This is a genomic window from Bacteroides sp. 3_1_13 (assembly GCF_001185845.1).
Lineage (GTDB): Bacteria > Bacteroidota > Bacteroidia > Bacteroidales > Bacteroidaceae > Bacteroides > Bacteroides xylanisolvens.
Genome location: NZ_KQ236955.1, coordinates 3,248,597 through 3,268,607 on the forward strand (window position 1 = coordinate 3,248,597; position 20,011 = coordinate 3,268,607).

A 20,011-nucleotide genomic window follows, 5' to 3' on the forward strand; every position below is an offset into this window, starting at 1 on the left:
ACAGTGATATGGCAAAAGTAGGTTACATATTCAAGGCGGACCGTTACGACGGACTCGAGGCTGACAAAGAGTGGATGGAGAAGTACGGTTGTGTACAAGTGATAGAGGAATCGGTCGATAACGAAGCACTGCGTCCCAAATGGAAACAGCTTGTAGCGAATCTCGAAAGAGGCGACGAAATCGTGGTGGCCAAATTCAGCAACGCTCTCCGTGGGTCGCGCGAATTGTCCGCGTTCATCGAGTTGTGCCGAATCAAGGTGGTGCGTATCATATCCATCCATGACCGGATCGACTCGCGGGGAAAACTGTTCCCCGAAACGACGGCTGCCGATGTGCTGGAGATGTTCGGGGCGCTTCCCGAAGAGGTGGCGGTATTGCGGTATTCGTCCGCGCATGTCATGAACCTGCAACAGAAAGCGAAAGTCCCGAAAAAAACGATGAAGGCGATGGATAAGGCCGACCGGGAGAATACCATCGTTGATATGTATGTCAACGGTCATTCTTTCGAGGACATCATGGCGGTAAGCGGGTACAACAGCCGGAGTTCGGTGTTCAGCGTGCTCAACAAGCATGGTGTCGAACTGAACCGGGGAAAATTCAAAGGGCCGTTGGGCAAACGTAAACCGAAAGACGGGCAATAAGCCTTTATTCTCGCCGGATTAAAATGAAATATTTTTTGAGAATTAGGGCTATATGCTTTCTATTCTCGCTGATTTTTAGTATCTTTATATTAACTTTAAACATTGTAGAATATGGGAGAACTTATCGTTTTTATAGTGGTTTTCTATGTTATCGGAAAGATTCTGAAAGCTATTTTCGCTGGTTTCAGCAAGAGTGATTACCATCATGACCGGTAAACGGTGGCCGGGGCTTGCCTGTCCTGACTGCAGGATACGGACTTGCATGCTTTTGATGTCCCTTTCCTCTTATCGGCGGCTTTCCGCTTGTCTGCGGGAATAGAACGGTTCGTGCCGAAGGAACATCGTGAGGTAAAAGGGGGTTATCGTTTCCGTAATATTATCAGGCCGGCAATTCAGGCGACAAAGAGATATGTTATTATCTTTGCGACGGATTTTATAATAAAACAGTATGACAAAAGCGGATATTATTGCCCGGATCGCACAGGATACCGGAATAGAAAAGTCGGTAGCGACAACTGTAGTAGAGGCATTCATGGAGAGTGTCAGGGAGTCGATGATCGCCGGGAACGAGGTGTTCCTGCGAGGGTTCGGAAGTTTCATCCTCAAACAGAAGGCGGAGAAAAAGGCTCGTAACTTTTCAAAGAACACGACTATCGTGATCCCGGCTCACCATGTTCCTGCGTTCAAGCCCGCAAAGACATTCTTGGATGCGGTAAAAGAGGGAAAATAAAGAAAGTATAAACGGTTTTCTTCATAAGTGTGTCGGGAGACCGCTGTGCAATGGTTACACAGGATAACAGGACGCCGCGACTGTCTTTTGTGGACGGTTGCGGTATTTATTTTGCCGTATGTTATAAAAAAGGAGCTGGCACAAAGAGCCGGCTTTCATCGGCGGCTCTTTGTGTTTCCTTGCTTAATCCGTCACCTCGTAATAATAACTTAACTCGTCATCTTTCAGGTTCTCTACCGCATATTGACCTGCCTGCTCCCAAAGGGTGTTGTAAAGTGTCGCAAATTCCGGTTTCGTTTCATAATACTGCCAGATTTTATGATTGAGTACCAATATCAGTTCTGTGAGGTATTTATAGTTATCTTTCCATCCCTCGAAAGCACGTTTGAAAGTGTCTTTTATAGCTGACAGACCGAATCGGTCCGCTATTGAGAAGTCCTCCCAAAAAGTTGTCTGTAACTCGTAACCGTTTTCTCGCATAAATTCTCTAAATGTCATACGCTTTAAATTTTAAGTTTGAACTGTTTTTTGTTTTTCCCTTTGGTACAATCCCGTACCGAAAGGCTGATTATTTTTCTGCCCACGGGATTGGCGGCAAGTGCGGGCAAGGAGGCAACGGTAAATACGCTCTCCAACGAAGGCGGAGAGGAAGATTTTCCGGCTGCAAGCGCCAGCGGTCCTTGTCGGGACTGGTAGCCGACAATCGAACTTTGCAGAAACAATAACCGGGCTTTCGGCATGGAGTGTGTCTGGGAAACGGCTGTAAAGAGTAAAACGGAGAGGCTAAGGTGTTATAAGAGGATTGCTTTCCGGCTGGATAGCCGGAGTACAAGGGGGGGGGACGGACCGCACTTCGATAAAAGGGAAAAGGTTATGAAGATATAAAGGGGTAATTCCGGCAAAAGGATTCAGGACACATCTATTGCCAATGTATCCCGAACCCGTACCGGTCATTATCTGTACCGAATGTTTAGGAAACCCATTTGTAACCTTCGTCCGTCAGTTCAAAATATTCGTCCATTCCCGGTTTCACAAAAAACATGATTTCAAAGGCTTCGTTGCTTCCACCTTCGGGTATCGTCATGTCGATTTCTCCATTGCGGGCTGTTCCTCTTCCCGTATTGAAACCTAAGTCTTCGTCTGCATAGGCGTAATGAAATTCCACATCCGGAAATATTTCGGAAAGTTTTTGGATAAGCTGTGGCACGCCGTTCCATGCCGTATCGAACCAAAGTATGTTCGGCTCTTCAAAACTCTGGTTATAGGCATTCCATTTTGTACCCCATGTGGCGATAGACCACTCAAACCAAGTGGGATAACCGTACTTTTTCCGGTTTTCCAGATACGTTTCTCCAAGTTGCAGCGCTTCTTGTCTGTCTTTTTCCGCCAATCCTCTCATCCATTGAACGGCTCTCAAATCGTCATCGTCCAATAAAAAATAGAATGGCTGCCGCTGCATTGCTTCGAGACATCTCATACCGAAATCTCCACTACTGTTTTTTTCTATCAACAGTTCTTCGGGCATAGGAATGATGTTGTTGAAGTCGATGTAACAAGGCGTATTGTCATCATCGGTTTTACCTTTTAAGAAATTCATTACTTTTTGTACTGTTTCCCGGTCTGCGTTTATTTCTAAACGGTTTGTCACATGATTAGGCATAATCTTAGTTTTTTGAAATTGTTAATACTTATTTCCCCTCTTGTCGGCTCTTTCTTCCTGAACCGCTTTTGGGTTTTACGGATGCGGTACATGGCTGTCGGGAAAACTTCATACGGTGGCTTTTCTTGCCAAATTACTCTTACCCCTGTAAGGAAGAATTTTGCAAGAAATGCACTTCAAGCCACCGGATCAAGTGCGACGGCCTACCTTTGCATCTGGTAAAACCAAACCGGTGATGGAAAGAAGAAAAGACGGGAGATATGCGAAAGACCGGGGTCGGTATAAAGGGTGGATATTGCTCCGTGAGTGATTATAAAAAAGGAATAGGGCTGATTATAAAAGGTGACGGTTCTGCGTTCGGCCATTCGATAAAGGATACCGCAACCACCTCTGGCGGGTGCATTGCGGTATTTGTGGACAGCATTTTATGCTGCTTTGTCCGGCTTGCGCTGCCTTGTTTTCCAGCCGTACACGGCGGCTACATACGGATAGAGGGAACGTGTTCTCCGGCGGAAACCTTCTTCGTCGATTTCACGGTTGTAAATCTTATCGGCGATACGTTCCGCTTCGTCACGGTCTTTGGCGATACGATATAAGGCGTAGTTCGTACCGTCATGATGGCCCATCCGTCCGCGAATGTTGTAGCCGTCGCCGTACCATTCTGCATCGTCGCACTGGGATTTCAAAATATCGGCAATGGTGCTGCCCAATATTTGATAGCCTTGTCTCCGGCCTTTCCATAATCCCAAGTTGCCGAACACGACAATAATGCCGTCCACTTCTTTATTTAGGTTGCTCCGTTCATCATCCAACCAGCGATATACTTCTTCAGCCCATTCTTCGTCGCTGACCTCGTAACTGTCATCGTCCAATATTTCCCTCTGGGAATTTTGATAGTATTCTTTTGCCTTTTCGTCCAACAGGTCATAGCTTGACCAAATTATCTGTTTCATACGCTTTGAATTTTAAGTTTGACTTTCATTTTTTATCCCTGCCTTCGGAGGGTTTCCCTCGTCCGGCGGAATTTGATTTTACGTGCGGACCACAAGGCGGACAGAAGGGAAATAAGGCAAGGAGGAAGCGGATAGTCCCGTGGACGGTTTCATTTGTGTTGAACAAGTATTGACGAGCTTGCGAGTTGATGGTTGTTAACCACAAATGAATCCGCGCCTTGCCGATTCCCGACCGCCTTAACTTTGCACGGGAAAATCAATGGACGACGGCGGACTCTTCGTGTGGAGTATGAAGGAGTATAAAAGTGGGGACGTTCCGGAACGGTAACGAGCAAAACAAAAGCGGCTTCCAAGCCGCTTTGTCCGGATAAGGCAGAGGTTATTTCTTGCCTTTTCCCGGTTTCTTTTCCGGCTCGGCGGGAGTTTCCTCCTTTTCGACGGCCGGATAGAACTTGGTGGTGACCATCACGATACGGCTGTGCTTTACGCCGTCCTTGTCGGACCACTCTTCGGGTTTGAAATAGCCCTCCACGGTCAGGAGCGTACCTTTGGTCAGTTGGTCGAACGAACCGGCATTCTCTTTTTTGCGCCATGCTTCCATGCTCATTAGAGCTGATATGCGGCTGGTTTCATCGCCGTTCTTCTCCTGACGGCTGATTGCCAATGGGAAACGTGCTACACTGGTGTTGGTGAACTGGCGGATTTCAGCGTCCTTTGCTACGAATCCGGTTACTACGAAACTGTTCTCGATCTTTTTCATTGCGATTGTTTTTTGAAGTTAATAAATCATTTTTACGGTGCGGAAAAAGTAGGTGCAGTCAAGGGGATGCACCAAGGATAGCGCATAAATACTCTTTATTTTGGAGCGCAGCCCCAAACCGAAGGCCCGATAAAGGAAGATTTATGCGGTACGCCATTGGTCAAGGCCGCATGGCCGTTCCCGTCTGCATACTAACTTTGCAACGGAATAATGATGATGACTTCGATAGAAAACGGTCGCGAAAAAGACGAGGCAAGACAGATCGTGGCGGATTTTGGTTCGAAAGGACTTGTCCGCCTGACAACACAAGGGACGGCTTATTCCGGCATGAAGCCGGGAAGAATACCAGGGATAGGAAACATGCCGTTCACTGGCAAGATGGAAACGGCACAAGCGGGTATGCCGTCCGACCAACCCATAGGGCTGCTTTTGCGGTGGATTTCAACGGATGGAGAGCCGACAATCGGCGTGTACGGTGTATCAGTGTGGGGCTGTCCTGCCTGTTCCCGGTCGAAGGAATGGAGAAACGGCAAAGGGAAAAAGGCAGGACGCTGCCTTGTGTGTAAAGCGGCGAGGTAGCGTTCGTGCGAGTGAACGTTCGATATAAAAGGATATGGCGTAGCCAGAAGGTATAAAGGGGTATTTCCGAAGGAAACGGTATGAGCGTATGTTCGAAAATAAAAGAGGGTATCGCACCGGCATATCTGTCTTAGCCGGTGTAAACGGGCTGAAACTGATACTACAGCCCGTTACTGTATTTACCTTTTTTCTGTTTCGGTCTGTAATTCTACCGGCTCGTCATCCCATGTCAGTTCTTTGCCGAGAAGTTTGTAAACAGTCCCTTTGGGGAGTTCTATCTCGATTGGTATGTTGTACACTTCTTCCAAATACTCCCAATGCCCACAACGGGCTTTTCGGGCATAATCCATTCTGTTCCGTCTTTATTTACTGCCAACCATGCCATAATATTACATTTTTAATCTGTTTCTTTGTGATAATTTTATTCTTCTTGTGTTATCATTCTCTTGCTGTATTCCAAAATTTTATCCATCGTAAGCCACTCCGGTTTTTCGTCCTCTTTGAAACTATCATGCAGTTTTATCATAAACTCAATTTGCAATTTTTCGTCACCAGCCCATAAGGATTTGGGGTGTCTGTTACCGTAATTAAGGTAATACTCACAATCTGACTGTAAGCGTCCTAATAACTGGTATCTGAAAACTGAATCTCTGTGTATTACTTCGTCTACCGTTACTCTTCCATTTGAATTTGTTACATCGTTTGCCATAATCTATAAAATTTTAAGTTTTCTTTTTTTCCCTCTTGTAGCACCAACTACTTTCGGGCCTGATTTAATTATGTCGCCTCGAAAGGTGTCATGGCTCTTTATGCAAGGTTTTACGATTAAATACTACCCGTGCGAAGCGGAGGGTGGAGATTTTGTCGTGAACCGTCAGGCTTGACCTTGCATACAAGAAAGACATGACAAGTACCTTTGCGACACAATTCATATCAGGCAGCCCGAAAGCGATGTGCGAATACAGGGAAGAGAAGGTCTCTTGCAAAAGGTCCGATAGTTTATATAAAAGGGTTGCAGCGAAAAGAAAAATATAAATGGATATTCCAGGCTGTATAAGAATTTTGATTGTGAGGATAAAAAAAGGTATTGAGCCAGCATGTTTATCGTGAGAAAAGAAACGGGCTGCAACTGGCAGTTCCAGTTCAGCCCGTAAAAGTACATCGGAGGTCTCTTGCCTGTTCCCGTCAGAAATGGGCTACCATAATCCGATGTTTGAAAATTCTGTTTTTATTGCTCGGTCGCCGTTGGTTTATCCAGATATGGTGTGCTCCGTATCCGAATATGAAATACTCATCGAGCGGGGTTTCGTTCTTCAAGCGTTCCATACTTGCACGAAGTTCGGTTTCATCGACTGAAAGAAGAATCGTGTTCATGATTCGGAAATAGATTTCTTCCGCTTCATCGCTATAGCGGCAAAAGACGTGTTCGATTGTTACATTCATAGTTCTATTGGTTTGATTGAGGTGTTTCGGGTACATTAGTCATTATTGATTCTCCGTCTTGATTGAAAATCTCTATTGTCGGGTTGCCGTCGTTTTCTTCGGGGAGCATGAATTCCGATGTATCGGTCAATGCTTGCCACTCTTCATAGCAAAGACGGTTGTCAATGATGTTCGACACGTCCTCACAGTTCCATGAGCGGACGATTGCCTCGGCTTCTTCGTAACTATTTGCTTTCACACTGAAATAATCCCGTTCCCAACTTGTAACCTTACGGTCTTGATAAAATTTGTATTTTCCCATTATCCTTGTTTTTTAACTGTTTACTTCTACAATATCCTCGATTCTGCCATATAGTATCGAGCGTAATGCTGTTTTGTCAGTAGCATAATACTCGTGAATACTTCCGTACTGTTTGACGAAATACCGTTTGAGAACGTCGGAAAAGTCAAAGTGATAACCGCTCAAGGCAATTCCACGTTTGAAATAAATGCTCTCTCGCACGTTACGGGTAATCCAGTTTTTTTCTTCCCGGTTTAACTTGCCTCCGTTATTCAGGTGTACCCGCAATTTGTAAACCTTGCTGTCCTGTAATATCTCCAGTTCGGGAATGTCCCATTTGACGAATTTTGTTGCTATCTGTATCATACGTTTGCTATCGTTTAATCATGGATAACCACTTCATCACGGTATTCTGAAATTTCCTTGCCGCTTTCAAGGCAGACAACTATGGTATTGCCATAGTCGCCCACAATTGTGCCTTCCGTGTAACCTTTATATGGATCGTGTAGCGTGCAGGATAAGCCGATAATATCGCTGTCTTCTTCGTATTCGTACATAGTGAATGTGTTTTAGGTTACAGTTTGATGTTCCATTTGCCTTGCGAGAATATCCGAAAGCTCACGTATTCGTCCTCTAACTCGTATGTCAGTATGCGGATATAGATTTTGTCTTTGGCTGCCAAAGAGGCTACCAGTTCATCAATTTCTTTTTCCGGGTATTCCCAACGGGAAGAAAATTCGGCATCTACCGTGTCGCCATACCGGTTGACAAGGCCGTTGAAATTATCGTCCAGAAATGCCTCTATCTTATCGAGGTCCTGTTTGTTTTCCGTACTTGCGTGGAAAATGTTTGTTGCATAGTTTGCCATAACTCTGAATTTTAAGTTTTCTTTTTTCCCTCTTGTAGCATCTGCTACTTTCGGGTTTGATTTAATTATGTCGCCTCGAAAGGTGTCATGGCTCTTTATGCAAGGTTTCACGATTAAATACTACCCGCGCGAAGCGGAGGGTGGAGATTTTGTCGTGAACCGTCAGGCTTTGACCTTGCATACAAGAAAGACATGACAAGTACCTTTGCGACACAATTCATATCAGGCAGCCCGAAAGCGGATGTGCGAACACAGGGAAGGGAAGAACTCGTATAAAAGGTTGATGGCTTATAAAAAGGGGGTGCAGCGAAAAGAAAAATATACCGTAGAATGTTTTCTCTTTGTGCTGTACAATAGGGAACGGAGTATTTTAATGAAGTCTGGGAGAAGGTTTAGTTTAGTCCGTTAGCCTATATATATGCTAAATCAAAGTAAACTATATTTAGGCAGACAAATTTGCCTGCCTATAAGTTTTTCCTTACCTTTGTATGAACTAAAGAAGACTTGTTTTTCTTTTGGCTGCAATGGCTCTTGGAAGCTCAAATGTAACTGTCGAACGAGGAAAAAAATTCTGGAAGGAAGCTGTTCAAGAAGTCCCGATTATAAGCAAGTGCAAGGAAAGAAACAGAGTGAAAACAAAAAATCGGGAAATGACTTTAATTAGCAATTTTGTTTCTTATTTGTTCCTCAATTAAAATCATAAAATTTTCAATAATTTGATTTTCAGACTATTACATGTAGTATTTTTGAGGAATTAAATTTATTGCCAATAAAAAAACGTCGGAAGATGAACTTCAATGTGACTTTTACGGAGGATGCTCTGACAGTTGCCTGGAAGAGTACAGGAAGTGTGGCTATCTGCAAATCGACGAAGACGGCTGGGGGTATGTGCGCGTCGATCTTCGTCCTGATGCTTTGCAGACTAAGCAGGAGCTTCCGTCTTCACTAGAAGCTATTAACGAAATGAATGCATGGGTAAAGTCATTGTGAAACCCAGAAACAATGGAAAATCATGCATCCACTCTTCCCCCTTTTCGATAGATATTTTAAGATCATTACTGTCTATTCTACTAATTCCCGGTTGCATCCGCTATTGATAAATAGCGAAAGAAGCCATATTCCCATTATTGTCATTTTATTCATTGTATTAAAGTTATGTTCTATGATAACGCTACTGTCGGATTATGAGCAGTCAGGCCACCATCTACGACGATTGTTTGTCCGGTGATGTACCTTGCATCGTTCGAAGCCAGAAAAGCGATGGTAGCTGCGACGTCTTCCGGTTCTCCTAAATAAGGAGTGGCACATTGGCCGAGAAAGATGTTGCGTACATCTTCATTCAGGTTATCCAATGCCGCGGGGGTAAGTACCAATCCCGGGGCTACGGCATTGCAGCGGATATTTTTCTTTCCCATTTGGGTAGCGATGTATTTCGTCAGGTTGATGACGCCCGCTTTGCTGGCACCATATAATGTACCGTTAGCATCAGCAGTAAGTCCGCTTATGGAAGCTACGTTGACAATGTTTCCGCCGCCATTGGTAGTCATGATAGGGATGACCTGTTGAGAAAGGTACATAGTGCAGCAGAGATTCAGGTGGAATGCCTCGTCAAAGTAATTGATATCCAGCTTCTCGATGTTAAGGTCACGTTTGGGATCGGTTCCTCCTACATTATTAATCAGTACATCTATTCGTTGATATTCATTCATAGAAAAATCAATCAGCTCTTTGCAACTCTGGAGTTCGGTGGCGGAGAAATAGACATGGCGCACGTCGGCCCCTGCATGAGTAAGTTCGTTGGCAAGCTGTTCCGCCTTTTTTTCAGAATGGTCAGCGATGACTACTTTGCCCCCTTCGGAGACAATGCGGCGTGTGGTTGCTTCGCCGATACCACCGGCAGCACCGGTGATGACAACTACTTTATTTTCGAATCTGTTCATATATTGTGAATTTGATGGTTACCTTCTATTAGAAACAGCTGGCAGAGGAATTTGTTAGACCTCATAAACGCTCTTTAATAAGATAAGGTGTCCGATTGGAAAACATTTGCATCTCCTCCGGTTTTATGCCCTGATTATTTAAGAAAACTGTTAAATGTTAATGCTTAACCGCTTATTTGTTAATACGGTTCAGATTCTATTAAACCATGTTATAAGATACGCTGCATTGGGCCGAAAATTTGGAGATAACCGAAAAGTCCGTATCTTTGTACTGTGTTTTTCATAGTATTAGATTTAAGGTTAACAAAAGATTGGCTGTCTGGGATAGATAGCCTTTTTTTATGCCTGTAAGTCAGGTGCGGATCAGGAAGACTAAAACAACGAATATTGCTTATCCAACAATCTACCTCGGAATATCTGTCCGGCGGCTGGCACTGATTATCATAGCTCAAAGTTACGAAAAAACAATCTAGTTTCCATGATTGGCCCTTTTTCTATTCTTACTTATCCGGGAAGCAACTTATGTGAATGAATATGTTAAATGTTAACGTGTGAAGTCTGAAATGTTAATACGCTCCGCGGAGTATTAAACCCTGTTATAATATCGTCAGTTTGGACTCTGAAATTTGCTATTTATCTGAAATATGGTACCTTTGTACTGTGTTTTTTTCATAAGTATTAGATTTAAGGTTAACAAAAGATTGGTTGCTCGTGATGAGTAGCCATTTTTTGTTTTTATACACGCTGATTGCTTATTCCTTAATCATCGTTAGCAGCATCTTAAATTTCTCCACTGCTACAAGAGCATGCGGTGCATTAGCCGGAAATACAATACTTTCTCCTGCCTTTACAGTGAATAGAGTTCCGTTTAGAGTGATATCGGCTACCCCCTCCAATACCTGCACGAGCGCATCAAACGGAGCACGATGTTCGCTCAATCCTTCACCTTTGTCGAAAGAAAATAATGTGATATTTCCTGCCGGACTCTTGATTAACTGTTTGCTGATAACGCCGCCTTCCGCATATTCGATGAGAGAAGCCAGATGGAGCACAGCTCCTTTTTGAAATGATTGTTCCATATCTGTTTTATTTTTAAGTTACTACCATGTAGAACACTTCTCGAATATGCATTGTTTGTCTATAACAAAAAACGATTTTTATTGTTATAGTACGAAAGACTTAATAAACGAACCATTATGAAGAAGAACATTTTATTTTTCGGAGCACTTGTAGGTGCTCTTTTGTTGGTTTCTTGTTCGGGAGGAAACAAGAAACAGGCTGCGTCCTCTGCCGCTCCGGAGGAGTTGGACAATGCCAGTAAAGTGATAAACTATTATCATACATCGCTCATCGTGTTGAGGCATGTAGCCAATGCGAAAGACATAAATGCAGTTTTGGGATATATGGAACAGACAGGAAAAGTTCCTGAAGTATCTCCGATTGCACCACCTGAAGTATCTGCCAGAGATACAGCGGAATTGATGGATCCGGGAGATTATTTTAATATAGAAGTCCGTCAGAATCTGAAGCAGAGTTATCGAGGACTTTTCAGTGCAAGGACGCAATTCTATGATAATTTTAATAAATTCCTCTCTTACAAGCAGGCAAAAGAGACTGCAAAGATCGGCAAGCTCCTCGACGAGAACTATCGGCTTAGTGTAGAAATGTCGGAATATAAACAAGTGATCTTTGATATTCTAAGCCCTCTGACAGAACAAGCTGAAAAAGAACTGCTTGCCGATGAACCGTTGAAAGATCAAATCATGGCCATGCGTAAGATGTCCGGCACCGTGCAAAGCATCATGAATCTCTATTCACGCAAACATGCGCTGGATGGTATGCGTATTGATATGAAGATGGCCGAACTGAAGAAAGAACTCGAAGCTGCAAAGAAACTTCCTGCTGTCACAGGTTATGATGAAGAACAGGAGAATTATTATAGCTTCCTGACTTCCGTAGAATCATTTATGAAAGATATGCAGAAAGCCAGAGATAAAGGTAGCTATTCCGACGAGGACTATAATGCGATATCGGAGGCCTACGAATACGGACTTTCCGTTATCTAAAGAATCTTCCTCTGTTTGAATGTGAGCTACAATCATGCTCTTTCAAACAGAGGATGTTTTTTTATTAAGAAAAGGTTTGCCGTCTTTTTATAAAAAGTCCTTTTTTTACTATACCTCTTTAAACAGGAACTTTACTTTTGCATTTGAATTAAGAAATAATATCTTTGCTCTATGCAATCATTTCAACTCATAAAACCCTGTTTGGCGCTTGCTCCATATATACGGCATTACTGGATATTGCAAGACGATTCAGTGACTCCGGTTTCCGAACGGACTCTGCCTATTGGCTGTATGCAACTGGTATTTCATAAAGGGAAACAACTCCTTTTGTCGGGCGGGTCGGAACTACAACCTCAATCCTTCATTTCCGGACAATCGGTCGGCTTCTCGGATGTACAGTCGACGGGTAGGATAGAAATGATTACTGTTGTTTTCCAGCCTTATGCAGTCAAAGCATTGTTTCATATTCCCAGCCATCTGTTTCACGGACAAAATGTAGATACCGATGCGATGGAAGATGTAGAACTGTCGGATTTGGTGAAACAGGTCACTGACACTTCTGATAATGCCGTTTCTATTCGTTTGATCGAACAGTTTTTTCTTCGTCGATTATACACCCTTCCGGAGTATAACCTCAAGCGGATGTCTGCTGTGTTTCATGAAATAAACCTCCAGCCGCAAATCAACATTGCTCATCTGTCGGAAACAGCATGTTTGAGTAGTAAGCAGTTTGGGCGTATCTTTGCCGATTATGTCGGCACTACCCCCAAAGAATTTATTCGCATTGTCCGTATGCAGCGGGCATTGTCAATGTTGCAGCAGGATGCCACTATCCCTTTTGTACAAGTAGCTTATGAATGTGGCTTCTCCGATCAGTCTCACATGATAAAGGAATTCAAACTCTTTTCCGGTTATACCCCTGCCGAGTATCTTTCGGTCTGCGCTCCTTATTCCGATTATTTCTCCGAACTTTAAAGATGTCCCTTTTTTCCTATCAGGCTTCCTCGTGTTACCCTACTTTTGCGGTGTCTTTGCAAAGGCTTAGTAGTAACGATAAAAAAGAAACGAGATGAAAAAACTCATTGCATTTTTTGAGATTCCTGCTTCCGATTTCCATCGGGCAGTCGATTTTTACGAAACAGTGTTAGGTATGCAACTTCCGACTTTTGAATGTGAAACAGAAAAAATGGCTTGTTTCACCGAAGAAGGTGAAACTGTCGGCGCTATCTCCTATGCTTCAAATTTCGACTTTCTTCCTTCATCGCATGGAGTGCTTATCCATTTCAACTGTGAGGATATAGAACAGACGTTGGAAAAAGTACTTTTGAAAGGTGGGAAAGTAGTCATTCCCAAAACAAAGATCGAGGCAGACGGCAAAGGATGGTTTGCCGTATTCATGGATAGTGAAGGAAACCGCATTGGCATTTATGCTGAAAAATAACAGGTAGGAGAGAGGAAGGCAGCCTGTCATGGCATAATAATGTGCTTTTAGATGCGGATAACGCAAGATGACACGGATAAGAAGATTATAAATCTGCTAAATCCGTGTCATCCGCGTCTAAAAGATAGACTTATCAGGGCTTTGCATTGCCCCCTAAAGTCAGACGTTAAATCACATCTTTATTCATTCTCTTTATTCCGCCATTCGCCTGCCCCGATTATTCTACCGGAATATAAATTTCCGTCAACAACTCTTCGGGAGCAGTGTCGCATGGATTGTTCAGATAACGTTCCGCGCTGGCTTCATCACGCAGCGTACATTCCATTTCGGGCAGACACTTTCCGTAAATCGTATCATACACAGCTTGCAAATTGTCATACGGACCTTTATACAAGAAGATAGCATAACGTCCGGCCGGGATCACCTTAAATCCGACATCACTTTTGGGGGCTACTTTTACAGGCATTACCATACATACGTCTGTACGCAGTTTTTCTGCCGGTGTCACTTTCGGATCATCGTGATAGATGCAAAGCGGGCTGAAATCTCCCATCGGCAACTGTTGTTCTTTGATGAATTGGAATAAACGGCCCCAGGTGCCACCGTAATCATTCAGTTTGTAATCGCCGGTGAGACGGATATAAATCACATTCCGTTCGGAAACGTTTCTGATCTCTCTTTTTAGTTCCAGGTCTGGCCTGATAATCGCTGGTTTCATAATTACAAAGTTTTTATTGTTTCTATACTCTAAAGGTGAAATGCCATAAAATTGCTTGAACACTTTCGACAACGAAGAAGGAGAAGAGTAACCAATCCGATAGGCTATGTCGGCAATCGGAACATCCGAGTAGCGGAGTAGACGTGCGGCAGCTTCTGTCCGCGTCCGGACAATAAACGTACCAATCGGTTCACCGAGAAAAGCTTTCATGATCCGGTGAAAGTAAAAAGGAGAAAAGTTTGAAATTCTGGCCAGAGATTTTAAATCAATGTCTTCTCCCAAATGTTGGTTGATGTATTCCACTACAACATTTACGCACTTTTGATATTCTTCTTTCGTTGTTTTTTTCTGTTGCATAACTTATTCTGGTATTTCACTCCGCAAAGGTATTGGTAAAAAAGCGAAATGACTTGTCCGATATTGCGGAAATGTCAATTTCCTATTTTCTTTCTGTGATTGCCCGATTCCTGTTTTGAGAATTTATTTTGATATATAATGTTCCTTTTAGTGGTGTTATGGTACGAATTATTACCAAGTTTTTAATCACTAGACGCGAAATTGATTTCTTTGTTTTAAATAATGTCAAAAACTAAAACAAAAAAGTTGGTTTTGTTATAAACAATTATTAAAATGACTATATTGTAACCAAATTATTAATAAAAATAGCCATGGATAAAACAATTGTAGGGAACAATGCCGGAAAAGTTTGGTGTGCCCTGAAAGAAATTGGTGAAATTTCAATACCTGAATTGGCAAGAAGATTAAACCTAAGCGTAGAAAGTACAGCATTAGCCGCCGGTTGGCTGGCAAGAGAAAACAAAATTTGTATCCAGCGAAAGAACGGATTAATTGCTTTATCTGATGAAAGCACTTTCCCTTTTAGCTTTGGATAATTACAGATTTTGCGAGTGAGTATCTTTGGATTTCCGTTAACTTGTAAGTAAGAAAATGTCGATATAAGGTATCACATGCAAAGTTTGAACTTAAGAAGTTTAATATTTAAAAGAGTTGCTCCGTAATAGGGCAACTCTTTTAACGTATAATAAACGTATAAAAATATCAAATCGTTCTTGTTGATAGGTAAAATATAGATACTTATATTTCGCAATAATAATAGTCGATTTTTCTTTAAAAGTTCTACTTTGGAGGATTTGTTCAGAATCCTACCCGCTTTCTTCCTAAAGAGAAATCCATGCCTTCGTAATTATAGATTTCAGCCAGTGTCATAGGTTGTGTCTGTTGGGGGATATCCAGCCCTTCTTCCTTTATTAGTTGGTTTACTTTGTCGGTTGTCAGGTCTTTAAATTCGTACCGGGCAGCCAGACGTCCTTTTCTAAGCAAGGCTTCGTCAATATCTTTTAGTGGAGCGTTGAATGTGCAGATAAATTTGATACATAATTCATCACTCAATAGTCCGTCGCTGATATTCAGTATGTTGACTAGTCCGGCATTCATGCGGTTGCTTCCGTTGCGGCTTGACAATAACTCTTCGCAATCTTCTACGATAAAGATCGAATTCTTTTGTTGGCGGATAAAAGTGATAAAGCTAGGGTCCGAAAGTTTGTCTACCAGGTCGCCGCTCATATAAATCATTCTCTTTTTTCCGAGATTGATAAGATGACGGATATAAGTTGTTTTCCCCGTACCTTGTTTCCCGTGCAGAATGATTAAACCGCTTTTATTCTCCTCTAATAGGAAGTTTTCGATTTCAGCGGCTACGGGAGCAAAATCATTGTTATAGTGGCGGTCAATCTGAATGGCCGGCTTATTGATTTGCGATTGTTTCAGGCTGAAGTAGTTATGAGCGTATGTTACTATAAATAGGTTGTTCAGTTTCTCATTCTCCTTTTTGTGGTTTTCGCAAATTTGATTGATACGATCGATTTCTTCCTTATCAATATTGGAATAGGCTATTTTTATGCAATTATCAAAATAGCCAATCATTAAATTCTTCTTGCAGATAACGATGCAATCATATAACTCTTTTGTAGATGTATCTTCTTCTTCCTCCTCTTCCTCTTTTTCATTCTCAAAATGATTGCAATATATATGCTCGAATATATCGAACGCATCGTCTTGCTGATAAAGTTCTTTGATTTCTTTCAGGAAATCTTGGTTTACTTTATATTTCACCATTTTCATAGAAGGGAATCGTTTGAATATCTGATAGAATAGACTACAAATGCTACTGTCGCTGAACCAGCCTGTGGAGTAATCGAAAATATCTGTGAAATCTGCGAGTGTGTATTCTTTACTCATTTTCTCTTTTTATATAAATAGGACGGCAAAGGTACTAAATAAATCTATGATATGGACTTATCCGATTTATCATTTTCTTGAAAAACATTGGTATGATAGTTTCCTGCATTTATATCAGCGCCCCCCTGCAAACGATTTTTCATTTTCATTTCTCATATTCTCATAGGTTGCACAATAATCAACTGTAAATCATCAATATAACACTATGAGAAATAAAATATAAAATGGTATTTCTCATACTATTTCTATCATTTAGCCTTAAAAATGATGCATTTCTCATAGGTTTTAAATCGTTTCTCATCTTATTCTCATACTCCTTTTATCTATTTTACTCCTTTCTCATGCATTATGGCTGTATCTTTTCCCAGACTCTCGTCGAACTTTACGATTATTCCTTTTTCTTATGTCGTTTATTAAGCAACTTCCTATTGTTTACTGCTTTCCTGTGTATCATGCACCTTATATCCTTATGCTTTTCCTTAATCATTGCCATTTTTTCCTACTACTATCTGTATCGTTGCACTCGAGTGAACAGATCGTTGCACTCGAGTAGACGGTTCTTTCTACTCTAGTGCACAGGCCTGTTCACTGGAGTGCAACGATGCAGATGCAGGTAGGAAAATATGCGAATGTCTGCTCTATATACTTTCAATAAGCACTGATAATATATTGTAAAGCTGTGTCTAGTCTGGTATTCAACTTGGTCTTTAGTTTAGGATCTAGCTTGAGAATTTATAGCATAAATAGTCAAAATACTATGAGAAATGATTTGAAAGCTTATGAGAAATGCACTGTTTTCAGTATAAAACGTTGGTAATACTATGAGAAATGCCTTTTTTATTTTATTTCTCATAGTGTTATATTGATGATTTACAGTTGATTATTGTGCAACCTATGAGAATATGAGAAATGAAAATGAAAAATCATTTCTAGTGGCGCTGCGTCGCTGAATATCCTGTATTCTGCTGGTCATGCCCAATTAACCATTCCAATTAATCCATCCTCTTTAATAATCTCCTTTTGTAATTTCCCTTTGTGGTATATCCCTAGTATTCTTTTTACATTTGGTTCATTTTCTTGCTTTCCTTCTATATTGTCTTCTTGTCTCTTTCTTCTTGTTGTCTTTTTCTCATCTGTAATTCGACTGTAATTTTGTTATTTCTTTCTTCTGCATCTTTTTCTCTCTTGCGTGCGCCTACGCGCCCGCGTGTGATATAATAATGTGTCCCATATGTACCGTTTTCGCCCGCAATCCACTCATGATAAAAAAATATGTTCTACAACATCATTATCCTTCAGTGTTTTAGCAGATTCTTTCAAAAAAACTTCGAAAAAATAGTTTAATATATTTGGATTGTATACTAAAAGGGTGTACTTTTGCACCCGCTTTCCAAGAGAAGAAAGCCTTGCAGAATTGACATAGTGAAAAAGCGAGATTGCGCTTAAAGAAAAGAACAAAAAAACTTCCGAAAAGTTTTGGATTATAATAAATAAAGTTCTTATCTTTGCAGTCCGATTCGCAAAGAAAACGGCCTTTGTTTTTTCTTTTATACATTCTTTCCCTTTCGCATAGAGAGCCTGAGAAATGAGTAAAAAGAAAAAAATAAAAAAAAATTCCGAAAAAGTTTGGTAGTTAAAAATAAAGCCTTTACCTTTGCACCCGCTTTTGAAACGAAAGCAGCAAGTTCTTTGAAATATTGATAAACAATACAAGTAGTACAAGTAAAAAAAATAGAACCGTCAATACTTGTTTTTAGAGCAGCAATGTTCGAAGAAACGATAGGTATTTGAATAAGGTCAATAAATTTACGGCGTCCTGAACAGAGCAAAAAATCATCTTAACAGATGAAAAGATACTTTTACAATGAAGAGTTTGATCCTGGCTCAGGATGAACGCTAGCTACAGGCTTAACACATGCAAGTCGAGGGGCAGCATTTTAGTTTGCTTGCAAACTAAAGATGGCGACCGGCGCACGGGTGAGTAACACGTATCCAACCTGCCGATAACTCGGGGATAGCCTTTCGAAAGAAAGATTAATATCCGATAGTATATTAAAACCGCATGGTTTTACTATTAAAGAATTTCGGTTATCGATGGGGATGCGTTCCATTAGTTTGTTGGCGGGGTAACGGCCCACCAAGACTACGATGGATAGGGGTTCTGAGAGGAAGGTCCCCCACATTGGAACTGAGACACGGTCCAAACTCCTACGGGAGGCAGCAGTGAGGAATATTGGTCAATGGACGAGAGTCTGAACCAGCCAAGTAGCGTGAAGGATGACTGCCCTATGGGTTGTAAACTTCTTTTATATGGGAATAAAGTATTCCACGTGTGGGATTTTGTATGTACCATATGAATAAGGATCGGCTAACTCCGTGCCAGCAGCCGCGGTAATACGGAGGATCCGAGCGTTATCCGGATTTATTGGGTTTAAAGGGAGCGTAGGTGGATTGTTAAGTCAGTTGTGAAAGTTTGCGGCTCAACCGTAAAATTGCAGTTGAAACTGGCAGTCTTGAGTACAGTAGAGGTGGGCGGAATTCGTGGTGTAGCGGTGAAATGCTTAGATATCACGAAGAACTCCGATTGCGAAGGCAGCTCACTAGACTGCAACTGACACTGATGCTCGAAAGTGTGGGTATCAAACAGGATTAGATACCCTGGTAGTCCACACAGTAAACGATGAATACTCGCTGTTTGCGATATACAGTAAGCGGCCAAGCGAAAGCATTAAGTATTCCACCTGGGGAGTACGCCGGCAACGGTGAAACTCAAAGGAATTGACGGGGGCCCGCACAAGCGGAGGAACATGTGGTTTAATTCGATGATACGCGAGGAACCTTACCCGGGCTTAAATTGCATTTGAATAATCTGGAAACAGGTTAGCCGCAAGGCAAATGTGAAGGTGCTGCATGGTTGTCGTCAGCTCGTGCCGTGAGGTGTCGGCTTAAGTGCCATAACGAGCGCAACCCTTATCTTTAGTTACTAACAGGTCATGCTGAGGACTCTAGAGAGACTGCCGTCGTAAGATGTGAGGAAGGTGGGGATGACGTCAAATCAGCACGGCCCTTACGTCCGGGGCTACACACGTGTTACAATGGGGGGTACAGAAGGCAGCTACCTGGCGACAGGATGCTAATCCCAAAAACCTCTCTCAGTTCGGATCGAAGTCTGCAACCCGACTTCGTGAAGCTGGATTCGCTAGTAATCGCGCATCAGCCATGGCGCGGTGAATACGTTCCCGGGCCTTGTACACACCGCCCGTCAAGCCATGAAAGCCGGGGGTACCTGAAGTACGTAACCGCAAGGAGCGTCCTAGGGTAAAACTGGTAATTGGGGCTAAGTCGTAACAAGGTAGCCGTACCGGAAGGTGCGGCTGGAACACCTCCTTTCTGGAGCGATGTCGTAAGACGATGCAATTCTACATGAATAATGTAAAACGGCCATCGTTAAAAATAATGACTTTAAAGGTTCTGTTTTTTGTACTACTGGTACTTGTTTATTTATAATATATAGATCAACCATCTATAGAAGTATAGATAGAGATAAACAAGAGAAAAAAGAAGCCGAGTCTAGACGAAAGGTAGACAAGGTTGAACTAGTCCTATAGCTCAGTTGGTTAGAGCGCTACACTGATAATGTAGAGGTCGGCAGTTCAACTCTGCCTGGGACTAC

At 42.1% G+C, this 20,011-nt stretch carries 25 protein-coding genes, 1 tRNA gene and 1 rRNA gene; 11 read left to right on the plus strand and 16 right to left on the minus strand.

What is annotated here, in order from left to right; genetic code table 11:
• Window positions 1-8 precede the first annotated feature (8 nt).
• Window positions 9-641, plus strand: a complete 633-nt coding sequence (locus HMPREF9009_RS12080) for a recombinase family protein (protein ID WP_004294363.1) — start codon at window positions 9-11, stop codon at window positions 639-641.
• Window positions 642-1,089: 448 nt separating this feature from the next.
• Window positions 1,090-1,371: an HU family DNA-binding protein gene (locus HMPREF9009_RS12085; protein WP_004294362.1), complete on the plus strand. Its 282-nt coding sequence runs from the start codon at window positions 1,090-1,092 to the stop codon at window positions 1,369-1,371.
• A gap of 183 nt (window positions 1,372-1,554) precedes the next feature.
• Here the strand turns inward: HMPREF9009_RS12085 and HMPREF9009_RS12090 are convergent, their stop codons facing one another.
• The 5 genes from HMPREF9009_RS12090 to HMPREF9009_RS12110 form a co-directional block, all read right to left on the minus strand.
• Window positions 1,555-1,869 (minus strand): hypothetical protein, encoded by a 315-nt coding sequence (locus HMPREF9009_RS12090; protein WP_004294361.1) that lies wholly within the window; start codon window positions 1,867-1,869, stop codon window positions 1,555-1,557.
• 5 nt (window positions 1,870-1,874) lie between these two features.
• Window positions 1,875-2,111 (minus strand): hypothetical protein, encoded by a 237-nt coding sequence (locus tag HMPREF9009_RS26185; RefSeq protein ID WP_004294360.1) that lies wholly within the window; start codon window positions 2,109-2,111, stop codon window positions 1,875-1,877.
• Between the two features lie 230 nt (window positions 2,112-2,341).
• On the minus strand, window positions 2,342-3,031 hold the full coding sequence (locus HMPREF9009_RS12100; RefSeq protein WP_004294358.1) for a DUF1281 family ferredoxin-like fold protein: 690 nt from the start codon (window positions 3,029-3,031) through the stop codon (window positions 2,342-2,344).
• A 425-nt stretch (window positions 3,032-3,456) separates the two neighbouring features.
• Window positions 3,457-3,984, minus strand: a complete 528-nt coding sequence (locus HMPREF9009_RS12105) for a hypothetical protein (protein ID WP_004294357.1) — start codon at window positions 3,982-3,984, stop codon at window positions 3,457-3,459.
• 379 nt (window positions 3,985-4,363) lie between these two features.
• On the minus strand, window positions 4,364-4,744 hold the full coding sequence (locus tag HMPREF9009_RS12110) for a single-stranded DNA-binding protein (RefSeq protein ID WP_004294355.1): 381 nt from the start codon (window positions 4,742-4,744) through the stop codon (window positions 4,364-4,366).
• 216 nt (window positions 4,745-4,960) lie between these two features.
• Between HMPREF9009_RS12110 and HMPREF9009_RS12115 the strand changes: the two genes are divergently transcribed.
• Window positions 4,961-5,323 carry a hypothetical protein gene (locus tag HMPREF9009_RS12115; protein ID WP_004294354.1) on the plus strand — a complete coding sequence of 121 codons (363 nt, stop codon included), beginning with the start codon at window positions 4,961-4,963 and terminating at the stop codon, window positions 5,321-5,323.
• A 179-nt stretch (window positions 5,324-5,502) separates the two neighbouring features.
• Here the strand turns inward: HMPREF9009_RS12115 and HMPREF9009_RS12120 are convergent, their stop codons facing one another.
• The 7 genes from HMPREF9009_RS12120 to HMPREF9009_RS12150 form a co-directional block, all read right to left on the minus strand.
• Window positions 5,503-5,673, minus strand: a complete 171-nt coding sequence (locus HMPREF9009_RS12120) for a hypothetical protein (RefSeq protein WP_004294353.1) — start codon at window positions 5,671-5,673, stop codon at window positions 5,503-5,505.
• Window positions 5,674-5,744: 71 nt separating this feature from the next.
• A complete protein-coding gene (locus HMPREF9009_RS12125) occupies window positions 5,745-6,032 on the minus strand; it encodes an LPD11 domain-containing protein (protein ID WP_004294352.1) in 288 nt (95 codons plus the stop codon).
• Window positions 6,033-6,508: 476 nt separating this feature from the next.
• Window positions 6,509-6,766, minus strand: a complete 258-nt coding sequence (locus HMPREF9009_RS12130) for a hypothetical protein (protein WP_004294351.1) — start codon at window positions 6,764-6,766, stop codon at window positions 6,509-6,511.
• A 4-nt stretch (window positions 6,767-6,770) separates the two neighbouring features.
• Window positions 6,771-7,067 (minus strand): hypothetical protein, encoded by a 297-nt coding sequence (locus HMPREF9009_RS12135; protein WP_004294350.1) that lies wholly within the window; start codon window positions 7,065-7,067, stop codon window positions 6,771-6,773.
• A 12-nt stretch (window positions 7,068-7,079) separates the two neighbouring features.
• A complete protein-coding gene (locus tag HMPREF9009_RS12140) occupies window positions 7,080-7,412 on the minus strand; it encodes a hypothetical protein (protein WP_004294349.1) in 333 nt (110 codons plus the stop codon).
• 14 nt (window positions 7,413-7,426) lie between these two features.
• Window positions 7,427-7,603 carry a hypothetical protein gene (locus tag HMPREF9009_RS12145; RefSeq protein ID WP_004294348.1) on the minus strand — a complete coding sequence of 59 codons (177 nt, stop codon included), beginning with the start codon at window positions 7,601-7,603 and terminating at the stop codon, window positions 7,427-7,429.
• 17 nt (window positions 7,604-7,620) lie between these two features.
• Window positions 7,621-7,914: a hypothetical protein gene (locus HMPREF9009_RS12150; protein ID WP_004294347.1), complete on the minus strand. Its 294-nt coding sequence runs from the start codon at window positions 7,912-7,914 to the stop codon at window positions 7,621-7,623.
• Between the two features lie 67 nt (window positions 7,915-7,981).
• On the opposite strand from HMPREF9009_RS12150, the gene HMPREF9009_RS26315 reads away from it, so the two are divergent.
• Entirely contained in the window at window positions 7,982-8,110 is a 129-nt protein-coding gene (locus tag HMPREF9009_RS26315) for a hypothetical protein (RefSeq protein WP_255353080.1), read from the plus strand.
• Window positions 8,111-8,701: 591 nt separating this feature from the next.
• Window positions 8,702-8,863 (plus strand): hypothetical protein, encoded by a 162-nt coding sequence (locus tag HMPREF9009_RS25770; protein ID WP_198154750.1) that lies wholly within the window; start codon window positions 8,702-8,704, stop codon window positions 8,861-8,863.
• A 211-nt stretch (window positions 8,864-9,074) separates the two neighbouring features.
• Here HMPREF9009_RS25770 and HMPREF9009_RS12160 read toward each other — a convergent pair whose 3' ends face one another.
• On the minus strand, window positions 9,075-9,854 hold the full coding sequence (locus tag HMPREF9009_RS12160) for a 7alpha-hydroxysteroid dehydrogenase (protein WP_049702176.1): 780 nt from the start codon (window positions 9,852-9,854) through the stop codon (window positions 9,075-9,077).
• Between the two features lie 752 nt (window positions 9,855-10,606).
• Complete coding sequence (locus HMPREF9009_RS12165; RefSeq protein WP_008026616.1) at window positions 10,607-10,933, minus strand: cupin domain-containing protein; 327 nt, start codon at window positions 10,931-10,933, stop codon at window positions 10,607-10,609.
• Window positions 10,934-11,050: 117 nt separating this feature from the next.
• Here HMPREF9009_RS12165 and HMPREF9009_RS12170 point away from each other — a divergent pair, with 117 nt between their 5' ends.
• The 3 genes from HMPREF9009_RS12170 to HMPREF9009_RS12180 all read left to right on the plus strand — a co-directional run bounded on the left by HMPREF9009_RS12170 (window position 11,051) and on the right by HMPREF9009_RS12180 (window position 13,361).
• Window positions 11,051-11,920 (plus strand): DUF6845 domain-containing protein, encoded by an 870-nt coding sequence (locus tag HMPREF9009_RS12170; protein ID WP_008026618.1) that lies wholly within the window; start codon window positions 11,051-11,053, stop codon window positions 11,918-11,920.
• 171 nt (window positions 11,921-12,091) lie between these two features.
• A complete protein-coding gene (locus HMPREF9009_RS12175) occupies window positions 12,092-12,895 on the plus strand; it encodes an AraC family transcriptional regulator (RefSeq protein WP_008026619.1) in 804 nt (267 codons plus the stop codon).
• Window positions 12,896-12,989: 94 nt separating this feature from the next.
• Complete coding sequence (locus HMPREF9009_RS12180; protein WP_049702177.1) at window positions 12,990-13,361, plus strand: VOC family protein; 372 nt, start codon at window positions 12,990-12,992, stop codon at window positions 13,359-13,361.
• A gap of 217 nt (window positions 13,362-13,578) precedes the next feature.
• On the opposite strand, the gene HMPREF9009_RS12185 is transcribed toward HMPREF9009_RS12180, so the two are convergent.
• Window positions 13,579-14,436 (minus strand): AraC family transcriptional regulator, encoded by an 858-nt coding sequence (locus HMPREF9009_RS12185; protein WP_004308996.1) that lies wholly within the window; start codon window positions 14,434-14,436, stop codon window positions 13,579-13,581.
• A 311-nt stretch (window positions 14,437-14,747) separates the two neighbouring features.
• On the opposite strand from HMPREF9009_RS12185, the gene HMPREF9009_RS12190 reads away from it, so the two are divergent.
• Entirely contained in the window at window positions 14,748-14,972 is a 225-nt protein-coding gene (locus tag HMPREF9009_RS12190; protein WP_004308997.1) for a winged helix-turn-helix domain-containing protein, read from the plus strand.
• Between the two features lie 262 nt (window positions 14,973-15,234).
• Here the strand turns inward: HMPREF9009_RS12190 and HMPREF9009_RS12195 are convergent, their stop codons facing one another.
• On the minus strand, window positions 15,235-16,338 hold the full coding sequence (locus tag HMPREF9009_RS12195; RefSeq protein WP_004317316.1) for an AAA family ATPase: 1,104 nt from the start codon (window positions 16,336-16,338) through the stop codon (window positions 15,235-15,237).
• A gap of 1,861 nt (window positions 16,339-18,199) precedes the next feature.
• Between HMPREF9009_RS12195 and HMPREF9009_RS12210 the strand changes: the two genes are divergently transcribed.
• Window positions 18,200-19,728 (plus strand): 16S ribosomal RNA (locus tag HMPREF9009_RS12210).
• A gap of 208 nt (window positions 19,729-19,936) precedes the next feature.
• Window positions 19,937-20,010, plus strand: a tRNA-Ile gene (locus HMPREF9009_RS12215).
• The last annotated feature ends 1 nt before the right edge of the window (window position 20,011 follow it).